The organism is Novosphingobium sp. CCH12-A3 (assembly GCF_001556015.1).
GTDB classification, from domain to species: Bacteria; Pseudomonadota; Alphaproteobacteria; order Sphingomonadales; family Sphingomonadaceae; genus Novosphingobium; species Novosphingobium subterraneum.
The window spans coordinates 1-13,739 of sequence record NZ_LSIA01000281.1 but is presented as its reverse complement, the minus strand read 5'-3'; the positions used below and the strand labels follow the sequence as shown (position 1 = coordinate 13,739).

Genomic DNA, 13,739 nt, shown 5'->3' with positions numbered 1-13,739 from the left:
CTCCAGATAATTACGGTTCCCTCGACCTCAACAAGTCGAAGGAACCAACATGCGATCAAGATCATCATTGCCGTTTCGAGCGGCCCCGCTCCGGGTCGAAGACCCGCCCAGTCACGGCACCCTTCTCACCACATTCCTCTCCTCTCAGTCGCTCGACGAGAAGTCAGGCTGTGCGGTTCTGTATGGCGCGGCGGTCCGCCATTTCCTGCATTGGCTGGGCCTGCATAGGATCGCCATCCGCACGATTGACGATCGGGCTGTCCGGCGGTTCGAAAAGCATGGGTGCCGGTGCCACCGGTATTCGGCGCAGCAAGCGCACTACAAGGCTGACCAAGCAGCAAGGGTCAGGCGCTTCGTCCGGTTCCTGGAAGATCAAGGCTACGTCGAAGTCGACGACGGGATCGACGATCTGCCACGGCACCTCGCCGACTATTCCGATGCGATCGATCGCCTGCAACTTGCCGAGGGACCGGCACAGGCCTATCGGTCCGAGGCCGAGCATTTCGTGGCCTGGCTTCGCATGGCGCGGCGCCAATGGATCGATATCGATGACACGATCATCGACCACTATGCAGCGCATGATTGCCGATGCCCGGTCTGGCGCAAGCGGGGCAAGTTGGTCGCAACGGGCACCAAGCGGCGGCGGCGATGCGCACGGCACTTCGTCGAGTTCCTGCGAGGCCGGGGCGCCATCCCATTGGTTGAACCGGTGGCGGACGATGACCCGCACATGTCGGCTTACTTGGCATGGCTCAAGCAACACCGCGGCGCCACGGACGAGACGATCCGGCGCTACCGGACCGATATCAGACGGCTCATGCCAATGCTGGGCGAGCCTTCGCAATGGGATGCCGCCGGACTCAGGAGCGCATTCCAACGACGAAGCAAGGAGACGCCGGGGTCGGCATCGCTGCTCGTCACGATAATGAGGAGCTACATCCGGTTTCTGGTCGTGCGTGGCGAGTGCCGGCCGGCATTGTTGCATGCAGTTCCATCAGTACAGCGCTACCGCCTTTCGACGCTGCCGCGCCACGTCGACCCGGCAACGATCGAGAGGATCATTGCGGCCTGTCCGACAGATCGTCCGGTGGAAGTCCGGGACAAGGCCATCATTCTCCTGCTCGCCAGGCTCGGCCTGCGGGCTGCCGATATTCAGAACATGCGTCTCGACGACATCGACTGGCGATCCGGCCACCTGACGGTCAAGGGCAAGACGCGTCGACCGGACCGCCTGCCATTGCCGCAGGATGTTGGCGACGCGATCCTGGCATATCTTGCGGCAGCCCGCCCGAAGGCCGCCGAAGAGCATCTGTTCCTGCGTGCACAAGCACCGTTTCGGCCATTCCGCTCGTCCGCTGAGATAGCGGGCATCGTCGCTCGTACGCGCGACCGCGGTGGGATCGAAGGAGTGCCGACCGGGTCGCACATATTCCGGCATTCGCTTGCCACCAACCTGCTGCGCGCGGGCGCAGGCCTGGAGTCCGTCGGGACCATCCTGCGTCACAGCTCGCCCGAGACCACTGCCATCTACGCCAAGGTCGATCTGCCGATGCTCATGAAGATCGCGCAGCCCTGGCCGGGAGAACAGTCATGCTGAACATCCACATTTCCAGATACGTGGCGCTGCATCGCAGCCTCGGGCGGAAGTTCTCTGAACAGGAACGCATGCTGCGCCTGTACGCCGCCTACGCCGAAGGATTCGGCGACCGGCACATCCAAGTCCAGCGGATCTACGACTGGTGCCACACGGCGAGTTCGCAAAATGTGGCCCGCCGGAGGTTTGATACCGTTCGCAACTTCAGCCGCTTTATCCAAGCCGATGATCCAGTTTACGAGGTTCCGCCTGTCGGTGTCTTCGGTCGGGGCAAGCGGCCACGCCCGACCCCGACCATCATCGAACCGGAACAGGTCCGGGCGATCATGACCGCGGCGTTGGACGTTGCGTCCCAAGACACGATCAGCCCATACACGTACCATTATTTGTTCGGCTTGCTGGCGGCGACAGGTCTCCGGATTTCCGAGGCCCTCGCTCTTCAATGCAACGATCTGGTCGAGGATGGCCTGATCGTCCGCAACGGCAAGTTCGGCAAGCAGCGGCTGATTACCTTGCAGCCATCGACCCGTCAGGCGCTCGAAGCATATCTCGCCACCCGAGCAAGGCTTGGCGCCACGGGCAATGACCTGTTCGTGACCATTCGGGGGAGAGCACCACACAAGGTGCGCGCCCACGTGGTGTTCGTCAGGCTGGCCCGGCAGCTCGGATACCGCGGACCGACCGGAACGGCCGGGATGCGGTTACACGACCTGCGGCACACTTTCGCCGTGCGTTCCCTTGAGTCCTGTCCGCGCGACAGGGAAGCCATCGCACACCACATGGCCGGACTCAGCGTATATCTGGGGCATGCGTCGGTCGCCAACACCTATTGGTATCTCGAGGCCACTCCGGTGCTGCTGCGCGATATCGCTGTCGCCAGCGAGCAACTTTACCGGGGAGAAGCGGCATGACGGCACTCGCTCCGCATCTCTCGATCTACCTGCGTGAACATCTGCCGCGCGAACGTGCTGTCAGTCCGCACACGGTGAAGACCTATGCCAACTGCTTTGTCCTCCTGGTCCAGTTCGCTGCCGATCGGCTGAAGCGTCGGCCGACCGATCTCGAGATCGAGGATCTCGGCACCGACATGATCATGGCCTTCCTTGACCATGTCGAGAACGGTCGCGGCAGCTGTGTTCGGACCCGCAATGGCAGGCTCGCCGCGATCCGGTCCTTCTTCCGCTACATCGAGTATCGTATTCCGGCCTGCCTGGATCAGGCCCTTCGCGTCAGATCGATCCCTACCAAGAAGACCGACAAGGCGCTGATCGACTACCTCGACCGGGCAGAGATCAAGGCTTTGCTCGACGCCCCGGATCCCCGGACACGCCTTGGCACCCGCGATCGCGCAATGCTGCATCTGGCCTATGCTGGCGGGCTGAGGGTGTCGGAACTCGTAACGCTACAACTGCGCGATTTCCCGGACCGCTTCCTGTCCACCGTGCACATCATGGGCAAGGGACGGCGTGAACGGGTCCTCCCGCTCTGGAAGGAGACTCAGTTCGCATTGCGCGCGTGGCTTGCGATCCGCCCCGATGCGCAAGCTGCCGAGATATTCCTCAATGCCAGCGGGCAACCCATGACCCGCGACGGATTTGCGTTCCGTTTGGCGGAGCACGTCAAGCGCGCGGCAGAGAAGCAGCCGTCGATCCTTGGCAAGCGCGTAACACCGCACGTGCTGCGCCATTCCTGCGCAATGCACACGCTCGCGGCGACCGGGGACATTCGCAAGGTCGCATTATGGCTCGGGCACGCCAGCATCCAGAGCACTGAGACCTATTTGCGCGCCGATCCCGAGGAAAAGCTGCAAATTCTCGCGGCGCACGGCGCCCCTGCCATCAGGCCCGGGCGCTTCAAGCCGCAAAGCGACGATCTACTATCAATGCTTCAGGAAATACGTGCAGGAGGTCATGTCAAAATTTGACACAGGTCCGCATCGCAGTTCGAAGCGCCAGTGGCGCTCCCGCCAACAAAGCTTCGCCTTCGAGGCGGCCGTTGATGCGTAGCATAACCGAACCGTTTTGACGGAGAAGCATCGGAATGAGTTGGGAACCAGTGAGGTTGGCCTGCCAAAACGTGCTCTGAGCGTTCGCGCGGCCGGTCGGAATGTCAATTAATCGACCAGCAAAATTCCATGTAACCGTAACGCGCGGCACCGTCGCGGGCTTGTTAAGGAGCATGGCCATCATGGGGCGGTTGCCTTCACAAAACAGGCTAAACGACTTGATGTTTGGCGAAGCAGCTACATCGACATAGGCCATTGGGGCGCGACCTTGGACCGGCACGACCTCCCAAGCAGTCCCAGGCAGCGGCACTGCGTCCTCAGGTGGGCTGTCCATAAGCAGGCGAGCAATGTCCTGGGGCACGGGCAAGCGGCCTCCTTGAGGCGCATAGACCGTCAACTTTCCCTTTTCCCAAAGGCCAATTTGAACAGCACGGCGATTTGCATCAAGCAAAACATAGGCTTGCTCTACACCGCCTTGATGCGGCGCATTTCCCGTAACCCAATAGAGAGATCCTTGTCGTTGGAGACCGGATATCGCCGAAAGATTGCTGGCCAGCAGGTCTATTTTGCGGCCCAAACGCGAACGTATCGCGTCAGCTATCGGACCACTTGTCAAAAGATCTATTCCGTTGGGATCGGAATCACTTTGGAATTTTCCTATGGAACTCGCAAGATTGGTCCAGGCTAGCGGCGTCGGTTTTCCCAAGACTGGCCTTGCTTGCAGAGGTGCTTTTGAAGCAGCAGATGCCGGCCCAGACCCCTTGCACAAGAGCAGTGGGGATTGCGACACGAGCGCTGACTTGAACGGATCCAGGCGCTGTCCAGGCGCGACGTCTGCTTCAAGGCGGACTACGCCTCGCTTTTCGTCGTCATTGACCGTCAAGATCACGCGTCCGAAATCGTTGGCATTGACAGGAAAAGGAAAAAAGACCGCGCTAACGCCTTCATAGGTCGGGCCAAGAAACGAAGCCGCGTACTCAAACCGGGTGCTTTTTACAGTCTGACCAGACGCTTTGAAAGTAAAGCCGGTTTCGTTGATCTCAAGGCTCGCCCCTCGAGAGCAATCGCCACGCGGCGCATACGAGCCATAGCTTCCTTCGAGATCCATGCCTTTTAATGACGTCAATGTCACTGCGCCTGCGACGCCGGGCAAGCCCAGAAAAATCCCTGCGAGAAAAACGATAATGGGGCGCTTGGGCAGTTTGTTCGGCATGGCAGATCTCCATGGCGGACAGCCTTGCATCGGGACCTCGATTGAAAGCGACGAACGACTGCCTCGGGGATTTTCTACAACCTGCACCATTCCAGCGGTGCCGACAATCCTAACGGCCCCAGCATTCAACCTTGTCAGGCAATTATCTGGAGTGAAATCATGGAAAACCGAAGGAAACCTGCGCCTCCCGCCGCCACGCTCGACATAAACTGCGACTGCAAAGAAGCGGTTTAATGTTGAGCTCAACATTACACATATTCCCGCGGCGTGATGTCGACATGCACGTCGTTCCATTCCTCGGTCGGGATCTCGGCCAGTCGGCGCTCCATCAGTGCCTCGCCGGTTGAGACGATCTGAATGACGGCGCTGTGCCCGTCGGCCAGGTCCCCCTCGATCGAGCGGATCAGCGTTGGGGTCTTCATGCTGGTCAGCAGATGACCGAAGAACCGCTGCTTGGCGCTTTCGAATGCAGAACGCGCGGCCGACTTCGCCTGACGGTTCAGGGTGCCGCTATCGCCGGTGATGTTGGCGGCCTGCATCGCGGCGTCGAGATGGTTATGGATGATGGCGAAGGCGCCGGCGTACGCATCGTAGATGCGGGTTTGCTCGGGCGTAAGCTGGTGCTCGACCAGTTCGTATTCAACGCCGTCATAGGAGAGCGACCGGGCCGTGTAGAGGCCGAGGGCGCGCAGGTCGCGGGCAAGCACCTCCATGGCCGCGACACCGCCATTCTCTACGGCCTCCACGAACTCGGCGCGATTGGAGAAGGGAAAATCGTCACCGCCCCACAGGCCGAGCCGCTGGGCATAGGCGAGATTGTGGACGGTTGTCGCGCCCGTTGCAGAGATGTAGACAACGCGCGCGTTAGGCAGCGCGTGCTGGAGCCGGAGCCCGGCACGGCCCTGCTGTGAGGGCGCAACATCGCCCCGTTCTCCCTTGCCGCCGCCGGCGTTCTGCATTGCGTGCGACTCGTCGAAAATAATGACTCCATCGAAGTCGGAGCCCAACCATTCGACGATCTGTTTGACCCGCGAAAGCTTCTCGCCACGGTCGTCGGACCGTAGCGTGGAATAGGTGGTGAAAAGGACGCCTTCGTTGAGCCGGATCCGCGTGCCCTGAGGGAAACGCGCTAGCGGCGTGACCAGCAAGCGCTCCATACCGAGCGCCGACCAGTCGCGTTGCGCGTCTTCCAGCAGCTTGTCGGACTTCGAGATCCATACTGCCTTGCGGCGACCCTGCAGCCAGTTGTCGAGGATGATGCCAGCGGACTGACGGCCCTTGCCGGCGCCGGTCCCGTCGCCGAGCATAAAGCCCCGCCGGAAGCGGACGGCGTTTGGCGCGTCGTGCGGCGCGGCGGTGACGAGATCGCCGGTCTCGTCCACGGTCCAGGCGCCTGCAAGGTGTTCGCCATGAGCTTCGCCGGCATAGATCACCGTCTCGAGCTGGGCGTCGGACAGAACGCCCTCGGTGACGATCGCGGCTGGAAGCGTCGGGCGATAGCTCGGCTTCGGCGGCGCGACCGACGCCATGGCGGCCGACTGTACCAATTTCGTGGGATGGGGCAGCGCCTTCGGGATGCGGATCGACTGGAGCGCATAGGCCTCATAGATCGAGTCCGACAGTCGGCATGCTTCTGGAGGCATCCGCTCCACGTTCTCATATTCAAGCGGCATGCCTTTGATCTCAGCCGTCGGCCGGGCGGGCATGGATGCTGCGCCCTTGGCGAGATAGCCGCGAACGGTGCGCAGCGCCGTGTCCGGGGAGATCTTGGGCAGCGCGACCGCCATGCGCGGGGGCAAGTCGCGTTCGATCCAAGCGAGGAGCGTCGCCACGTCGTGCGCGATGCCGGGGGATGCCGGGAAGTGTGCAGCATCCTCGGCCGGCGCCTTGTCGATGACAGTCAGGCGGGTTTCGATGGTCGTGCCGTGCTTGGCATAGACAGAGCCCGCGATCGCCGCACTGAACACGACGCGGCCGCGCTCCTGCAGCCGGGCGAAGTGGTCCCGCCAGGCCGGCAGCTCGGGCGAGAAATTTGCGCCGGTGATCGCGACCAACCGGCCGCCTAGCGCGAGCCGCGCCAGAGCTGAAGCGATATGGCGATAGGCGGCGTCGGCGACGCGTCCTGAGACGGCCGCCATGACCGAGAACGGCGGGTTCATGATGATGACACTGGGAATGGCGGCGCGGTCGAGATGATCATCGATCTGCGCGGCGTCGAAACGCGTGACCGAATGAGCTGGAAAGAGACAGGCAAGAAGATCGGCGCGGGTCTCGGCCAGCTCATTGAGGATGAGATCGCAGCCTTCGATCTCGGCAAGGATCGCAAGCAGGCCCGTGCCGGCCGAGGGCTCCAGCACCCGGTCGGCGGACGTGAGCGCTGCGGCGGTCAAGGCCGCGAGACCGAGCGGAGACGGCGTCGAGAACTGCTGACGCGCCTGGGCCTCCTCAGACCGGCGCGTGTGTGTCGGCAGCAGCTGGGAGATCTTGCCGAGCGCGGCGAGCCGTGCGGCCGGAGACGCGGCTTTGCGGAAAAGCGGCTTTCCGTATTTGCGCATGAAGAGGACGGTTGCCGCTTCGCAGGCGTCATAGGCCGTTTTCCAGTCCCAGGCGCCACTAGCGTCGGACGCGCCGAAGGCCTGTTCCATGGCTGAGCGCATGATCGCGGCATCGATCGCGCGGCCCTGTTCGAGATGAGGAAGGAGATGGCCGGCGGCGGCGAGAATGGCGGCGGCCGGCGGCGCGTTGGGCGCGAGCAGAAGCGAGGCCGCCGGAGTGGCTCTGGAGACGGGAGCGGAAAGCATGGAGGGAACCTCGAGAGAGCAGGAACGGACGAGCCGGCCCGGCGCTCTCTCTCGACCGGACGGGCTCAACCCCGTCCCGGCCGACCTCTCACTCTGACGTGGTCAGCGGCCATCGCTCCGGCTTGCGGGAAGCACGTCTTCGGCAGTTGCGCGTGCCGGCGGGCGATGCGCCGTTCCCGGCGAAGGATCGCACTATTGTCGCGGATCCGTCCGAGCGCCCGCCTCAGGGCGAGGCATCGGGTGGACGGTAGAGCTCGAAGGGGTTGCCGTCGGCCAGATGGCCGAAGGGCGTAAAAACGTAGTCGCCGTCGTCACGTCCAACGGCGCAGATGACGTAGCGAACCTCGCCCGTCGCGATCTCGGTGCATTCAATTAGCGCCAGGTCGCCGCTGGTCGCGGCGTACACCAGCGTCTCGAAATTGGCACGGGCATGGTCGGGAATGCTCATCGCGCGGCTCCCTGAGGAAGTCGATCGGCGAGCCAGCGTCCGGTGCTGATCCATTCGAGCGTCCGGCCGGTCGAAAGATCGAGTAGATGGGCGCCGCCAGAGAAGCCGTCGATTACGGGGGCCGAGGCAATATTCGCCCACTGGAAGCCCCAATGTCCGGTCAGGCCGAAGGCCGCGGCGCAGCGGGTAACGAAGGTGATCACCAGTTGCTGGTCAGCGCTGCCAGGATCGCGCAGCCACAGGCGAGCCGATCCGAATTCGGGCGAAAGGGTGAGCAGGAACGGCTCGGCCGGGGGATCCTCGCGGGAGTTCTCGGCCATCAGCGTGGTGTAGATGTCGAAGGCGCGCGTCGCGTTGGCGGGAGTGCCGACGTCGAGCAGGCAGGAAAAGCGGGTGAGAAAATCGGTCATGGCGGACTCCTGAAACGAAAAAAGCCCGGCGCTGGGCCGGGCTTGGAAGGGATCGAAAGACTGTCCGGCTAGTAGCCGAACCGCCAGGACGGCCAGTCTTGACCGTCGTCGGCGGCCTGCACTGCCTCGCCGAGATAGGCGGGATCGCCTTCGACGATGGTGGGATCGCGGACTGGTGTCTCATCGATAACGGTGACGCAGGCAACGAGCCCGTCCTCGACCTCGACATGCACGGGAACGAGATACTGGAAGACGACGCGCCGGGGCGCCGGGCTGGATTGCGACATGGCGTAGCTCCTCGATTGGGGGAATAGACGGAGCGGCCGAAGCCGCCCCGCCAAAGCGATCACTCGGCCGCGACGAGGTGGCGTTCATCGTCTTCGCCGGCGGCCTCCTCGTCATCGCTCGAGAGAAAGTCGGGCAGCGCCGCGCCATCATCCTCGCCTCCGGTCTGAGTTTCCGCCGTCGACGCCTCACCCTCGGCGACCACGCGCAGCGGCTCCGGCAGCCAGCCGGTGTCCGCCAGCAGGCGCTCGGCCTCCTTCGCCATGTCGCCCTTCTTCAGATGGTCGATAAGTTGTGCGGCCTGCTCGCCGGCGCCCTCGCGGACCGCCTGCAGGATGCGAGGCTTGGTCACCCGGTTGAGGTAATTGCCGAAGGTCGGTCGCCAGCCGGCCTCGACCAGATCGAGGCCTGTCGCCTTCGTCAGGCGGTCGGCCTGCGAAAGCCTCATGTCGAGGGTATGCTGGGATACACCGCTGCCGCTATGCGGGTTCGGCCGCTCATAGAGCGCATTCACGCCATAGCTGACGCAATGCGCGAGGAGAGCCATGCGGCTGGGCTCATCCAGGTCGGCGAGCCAGTCCCACAAGGCTGCATCGTCCTTCGGGATATCGCCCGCCCAGGCGGCGTGGCGGTCCTGCACCGCACGGGCGGACGGGCTGTCCTTCAGCGCGTCGTCCTGGGCCGGGAAGAAGACGTGCTTCACCCCGGCTTCCATGGCACCCGTATACATGCGGGTCATGAAGGTGTCCGAGACGAGCTTGTGGAGGAGCGCCGTCATGGCGACGTGCGGGTTCTCCGCGACGGCGTTGCGCAGCGCGAGCGTGCGATAGGCCGTCAGCTCGATCACCAGGCGCTCCGGCAGCGGCTTGATGACGCCGTCATCCTCGTCGTCCTCGGGCTCGGCAGGCTGGCCGCCGATGGTGATGACCGCCTTCCGCACCGAGGGCTCGGCCGGATCGCCGTCGGCGTCCACGCCGGTTTCGACCTCGGGATCAATCGGCGCTTCATCCTCCGCCCGCACGTAGCCACGGTCGATCGCGAGGCTGCCGTCATGGGCGATGCTGATGAAGACGCCCGCGCGAGGGATGTCGTCCGCCTCGTAGCGCATCGGCCGGGTCTCGAAGGCGGCTAGTGCCGTCTCGATCTCGCCGAGGCGCTGGTCGACCTCGTCCGGCAGTTCGTCGGCGCCTTCATACTCGGCTTCGAGCTTCTGATACTCGGCATTAAGCGCGTCGATGGTCGCCTGTTCCTCGGCCGAAAGGTCGAGCGGCTCGCCCTGCAATTCCCGCAGGCCGCGCGTCGTGTCGTAAGCAAAGCTGACCGCGACCTCGATCCACTTCCAGCCTTCGGCGGCGATCGTCTCGGCGTTGGCCTTGAGCTTTTCGGCGACCAGGCGGTCGAGCAGGCTCGCGTCCTGCAGCCAGCCGCCATCATCGGACTGGAAGAGATCGCGCATGACGATGCCGCCTGCCGCTTCATAGTTCTCGATGCCGACGAAAACCGCGCGCTTGTCCGAGGCGCGGACGGTTGTCTCGGTCAGCATGCGCCGGATCTGGTAAGGCTCCTTCGACCAGGAGTCCTTGATCGCGTCCCAGACCTGCTGCTGACGGGCGTGGTCGCCCGACACGGTGAAGGCCATGAGCTGCTCCAGCGTCATGCCGTCTTCGGCATAAACCTCGAGCAGCGCTGGCGACGCCGAAGCAAGCCGCAGCCGCTGCTTGACGACTTGGGCCTGCACGAAGAAGGCCGCGGCGATCTCCTCCTCGGTCATGCCCTTGTCGCGCATGTCCTGAAAGGCGCGAAACTGGTCGAGGGGATGGAGCGGCGCGCGCTCGATGTTCTCGGCGAGCGAGACTTCTTCCGCGAGGATCGCGCTGTCGCGCTCGCGCACCACGCACGGCACCGGCGACACCTTGGCGAGGCGCTTCTGCTTTACCAGAAGTTCCAGCGCACGGAACCGGCGGCCGCCGGCCGGCACCTCGAACATGCCGGTGTCGTTGCCTTCGGCATCGACGACCGGGAAAACGCTGATGCTCTGGATCAGGCCGCGCCGGGCGATCGAGGCCGCCAGGTCCTCGATCGAGACACCAGCCTTGATGCGCCGGACGTTCGACTGACTCAGGACTAGCTTGTTGAAGGGGATGTCGCGCGAGGGCGACAGGACGATCTTTTGAGCTGCAACAGCCATCGGGATGTACTCCGCGACGGGCGGCCAAGAGACTCTCTCTCGACCTCCAACCCGTCACGAAAAACCCGTCCTTCCTCTCACTCTCCTCCTGGGCGCGCCCGGCGAGACCCCGAAAGGGCATCGGTGCGACCAAGGAATCTGGCAAGCGCCTCATCCTCAGGCGCATCCTGGTCGAACAGGATGTATTCCGCGCCGAGGCGCCGCGCGTATTCGGTAATCCCCACCAGATCGGCGGGGAGATTATCGCGGTCGCCTTCTCCGACCCAGATGAACCAGCCGTAGGGTGTCGCCGCGACAAGCTCATCGCCCTGATCGGCGTGAACATTTAGATAGGTGCTCGACGCTTCCGAGAGGTGAGCGGTCGAGCAATCGAAGAAGACTCGGAGCGGGTACGAGATCATGCTCATGCCGCCCTCCTTTCAAGCTCATCGGCGGTAACGTCGCGGGCAGCGGCCTCAGGCGCATGCGCCAGCAGCCAATCGGCCGCCTTGCTCGCCTGACTTGCGGCCCGAACGATGGCGCGGTTGTCCTCGCGCAGGACCTGCAGCCACGAGCCGATATAGTCGGCGTGGCGGACGGTGGGCACGATGCCGAGTGAAGCGCAGCAGAAGGCCGCGTTCATTTCGGCGACCAGTTCCTCGAACGCGTATTTCTTGGTGCCGAAGCCGCCGGTCAGGTCGCGGCCCACTCGGCTCGAGTGACCCGTCGCGTGTCCGAGTTCATGCAGGGCCGTGCGGTGCCAGTTGATCGGCTCGAAATAGGCTTGTGGCGGAGGGACCTGCACATAGTCGAGCGCAGGCACGTAGAACGCCCGATCACCCGCGATGCGAAAGTCTATGCCTGAGGCGCGGATCAGCGCTTCGACCTGTGGTTCGATCATCTCCTGCGGCGGCGGGGGCGCATTGACCGTGACGGCCTCCGGCAGGCCCTCGCACTGGGCTGGTAGGGTAGGCCCGCAATGTCTCGGAGAGAACATCGCTAGGCCCCCCTCCGAACCGAACGTGCACCTTTCAGCGCATTCGGCTCTCCACGACTGCGTGCTGTCCGCCGTTGGCGGTCGGTCGGCTGTCCGGCATGGACATCGTTGTGGCAGCGGGAGCACAAGACCATGCGTTTACGCTGACGGGCGGCCGCCATATGGCGACTGAACCCGGCATGCTGCAATTCGCCGATCCTGCGGACGTGATGAACCTCACAAGGTTGGTCATTGCTACCGCAACGCTCGCATTCGCGGGCGTTGAGCCGCTCGACCAGCTCTGTCCTGCTGAACACGAACTTTGCTGAGGAAGGGATATCGATCCCGCCCCAGGTGCGCGTGTGTCGCTGGAGGTCCTTCAACTGCCACAGTTTTATTGTCCGGGTGGTGTCTCCCACCTCGTAGCTAATATAGAAGTCCGTACCGCGACGCAGTTTGGCGAAGACTCTGCGAGCCGATGTCCTGTGCTTTCCGGCGATGGTTTTCACGCATGAGAGCAAGGCGAAGTAACCTGCCTTGTTCAGCTTGCGTTTCACGTCGTCAGCAATGGCATAATAGTTCGCAAAGCCGCGCCATTCGGCGTTATAGGCTAGGACGATTTCCACATCGCTTGCGAAGCGCAAGGCCGCCCTCCCAACAGGTCTGAAGCTGTCGTAGTCGCCCCATTCCTTTGAGTTGACGAACCGCACGACGCGGTCCCTTGGCACCAGAAGTTTCATCCGGTCGGCCAAGCCTCGCCGCACTGCCGGACGACCATCGAAGATCGCCTTGTGCGGATTGGGATTGGTCATGGTCCGGACTTCGTATCCGAGGAACCGTGCCCCATCCGAAGCCTTGTGGATTCCGCTTTTCTCGGCGGACACGGCCAACTTCAGGTGATCGGACAGGTAGGTCCTGACCTCCTCCATGATTTGTCGTGCTTCCGATTTGCTACCAGTGACGCCGATGATGAAGTCGTCGGCGTATCGGCAGTAGCGCAGTCTCCTGTAGTTCGGATCAAAGGCGTCGCTGGCCGGAACGGCAAGCCGTTCCGCCTTGAGCCGACCGATCTCTTCCAAGAAGGAAGTGACTCTGGGATCGTCGCCGCGCCCTTTGGCGCGAAGTTGATCCACTGTGCGGCGGACATAGGACAGGCGGTTCCTGATGCGCCGGGCATCAGGGGATGGTGATCGCTGCTTCCCTTTGTCGAAGCCAGCCATCTTGGCCTGCATGAACATATCCAGTTCATGCAGGTAGATGTTCGCCAGCATCGGGGAGACGACCCCGCCTTGGGGCGTTCCGCTGTAGGTCTTGTGAAAGACCCAGTCTTCGACATACCCGGCCTTGAGTAGACCCCGGATGAGCCGCACGAAGCGACGATCCGCAATCCGTTTTTCGAGCAGGGATACGAGGACATCATGATCGATGTTGTCGAAGAACCCGACAACATCGACGTCGATCAGCCATTTCACCCCGGTCCAGATGGCGCGGATCGATTCCAACGCCGTGTGGCATGAACGTTTCGGGCGGAACCCATGAGAGTGTCTGGAAAACAGCGGCTCATAGATTTGCTCGAGGATCGTCCGCACCACTTCCTGGACCAACTTGTCTTCCGTGGTCGGCACGCCAAGTGGCCGTTTCTGGCCATTGGCTTTCGGGATATACACCCGTCTTGCCGGTTGAGGTCGATAGGTCCCGTTCGCAAGCCGTTCGATGATGGACCTGACCTTGTCGGGCGAGAAGCCGTCGAATGTCTGACCATCAACTCCGGGCGTCATCGCCCCTTTATTCGGGGCGATCCGCTGGTAGGCATGCTCCCAGAGGAGCGGGCTTTTCAGCA

General features: G+C 63.0%; 11 protein-coding genes and 1 pseudogene. 3 read left to right on the top strand and 9 right to left on the bottom strand.

Annotated features, from left to right (window positions below):
• The first annotated feature begins 49 nt into the window (after positions 1–49).
• Genes AX703_RS22370 through AX703_RS22360 form a run of 3 tightly spaced genes read left to right on the top strand, consistent with a single transcriptional unit; the run spans position 50 to position 3,518 of the window.
• Positions 50–1,597: a tyrosine-type recombinase/integrase gene (locus tag AX703_RS22370; RefSeq protein ID WP_026149763.1), complete on the top strand. Its 1,548-nt coding sequence runs from the start codon at positions 50–52 to the stop codon at positions 1,595–1,597.
• Entirely contained in the window at positions 1,591–2,505 is a 915-nt protein-coding gene (locus AX703_RS22365) for a tyrosine-type recombinase/integrase (RefSeq protein WP_007015935.1), read from the top strand. The genes AX703_RS22370 and AX703_RS22365 overlap by 7 nt, the downstream gene beginning before the upstream one ends.
• On the top strand, positions 2,502–3,518 hold the full coding sequence (locus AX703_RS22360) for a tyrosine-type recombinase/integrase (protein WP_007015936.1): 1,017 nt from the start codon (positions 2,502–2,504) through the stop codon (positions 3,516–3,518). The genes AX703_RS22365 and AX703_RS22360 overlap by 4 nt, the downstream gene beginning before the upstream one ends.
• On the opposite strand, the gene AX703_RS22355 is transcribed toward AX703_RS22360, so the two are convergent.
• From AX703_RS22355 to AX703_RS22315, 9 genes and pseudogenes are all read right to left on the bottom strand, one after another.
• Positions 3,508–4,812 carry a hypothetical protein gene (locus AX703_RS22355; RefSeq protein ID WP_082737013.1) on the bottom strand — a complete coding sequence of 435 codons (1,305 nt, stop codon included), beginning with the start codon at positions 4,810–4,812 and terminating at the stop codon, positions 3,508–3,510. The genes AX703_RS22360 and AX703_RS22355 overlap by 11 nt on opposite strands.
• A gap of 248 nt (positions 4,813–5,060) precedes the next feature.
• Positions 5,061–7,613 carry a strawberry notch-like NTP hydrolase domain-containing protein gene (locus AX703_RS22350; protein ID WP_231735661.1) on the bottom strand — a complete coding sequence of 851 codons (2,553 nt, stop codon included), beginning with the start codon at positions 7,611–7,613 and terminating at the stop codon, positions 5,061–5,063.
• A 223-nt stretch (positions 7,614–7,836) separates the two neighbouring features.
• Entirely contained in the window at positions 7,837–8,061 is a 225-nt protein-coding gene (locus AX703_RS22345) for a DUF6117 family protein (protein WP_062347379.1), read from the bottom strand.
• Entirely contained in the window at positions 8,058–8,471 is a 414-nt protein-coding gene (locus tag AX703_RS22340) for a hypothetical protein (protein ID WP_062347376.1), read from the bottom strand. The genes AX703_RS22345 and AX703_RS22340 overlap by 4 nt, the downstream gene beginning before the upstream one ends.
• A 68-nt stretch (positions 8,472–8,539) precedes the next feature.
• Positions 8,540–8,758 carry a hypothetical protein gene (locus tag AX703_RS22335; protein ID WP_027297051.1) on the bottom strand — a complete coding sequence of 73 codons (219 nt, stop codon included), beginning with the start codon at positions 8,756–8,758 and terminating at the stop codon, positions 8,540–8,542.
• 59 nt (positions 8,759–8,817) lie between these two features.
• A complete protein-coding gene (locus AX703_RS22330; RefSeq protein WP_062347374.1) occupies positions 8,818–10,944 on the bottom strand; it encodes a ParB/RepB/Spo0J family partition protein in 2,127 nt (708 codons plus the stop codon).
• A gap of 77 nt (positions 10,945–11,021) precedes the next feature.
• Entirely contained in the window at positions 11,022–11,351 is a 330-nt protein-coding gene (locus AX703_RS22325) for a hypothetical protein (protein ID WP_156452184.1), read from the bottom strand.
• Positions 11,348–11,884: pseudogene (locus tag AX703_RS22320) on the bottom strand (ArdC family protein); the annotation flags it as partial. The pseudogene AX703_RS22320 and the gene AX703_RS22325, both read right to left, overlap by 4 nt.
• 38 nt (positions 11,885–11,922) lie before the next feature.
• On the bottom strand, positions 11,923–13,739 hold a 1,817-nt coding region (locus tag AX703_RS22315), incomplete at its 5' end, for a reverse transcriptase domain-containing protein (RefSeq protein ID WP_062347370.1).